Raw genomic sequence first — 291 nt, 5'->3', positions numbered from 1 at the left:
GCCAAAGCCTTAACAGGACGATATGCCTACAATGCACCCAAGGTTCTTGAGTCATCACATACCCTTGTATTTTGTACAAGAACAGATATTTCACCCGAATATTTAAACCAGTTACTTGAACAAGATGATTTAAGTGGTCGTTTTAAAGATGAGAAAGCCAAACTCGGTCAAAAGGATACTCGTCATGGCTATGTTGAGTTTTACCGTAATGAGCAAAAGAACTTATTCGGCTGGATGGAAAATCAAACTTTTATCGCTTTAGGACAACTACTGTTTGCAGCTGGTCTTGAA

General features: G+C 38.8%; 1 pseudogene. It reads left to right on the top strand.

From position 1 onward, the window contains the following. Window positions 1–291: pseudogene (locus ACNQ0W_RS25630) on the top strand (NAD(P)H nitroreductase); the annotation flags it as partial.

The organism is Enterobacter cloacae complex sp. 6730903 (assembly GCF_048283985.1).
Lineage (GTDB): Bacteria > Pseudomonadota > Gammaproteobacteria > Enterobacterales > Enterobacteriaceae > Enterobacter > Enterobacter hormaechei_C.
The sequence above is the reverse complement of the archived record's forward strand: the minus strand, read 5'-3'. Positions and strand labels throughout refer to the sequence as shown.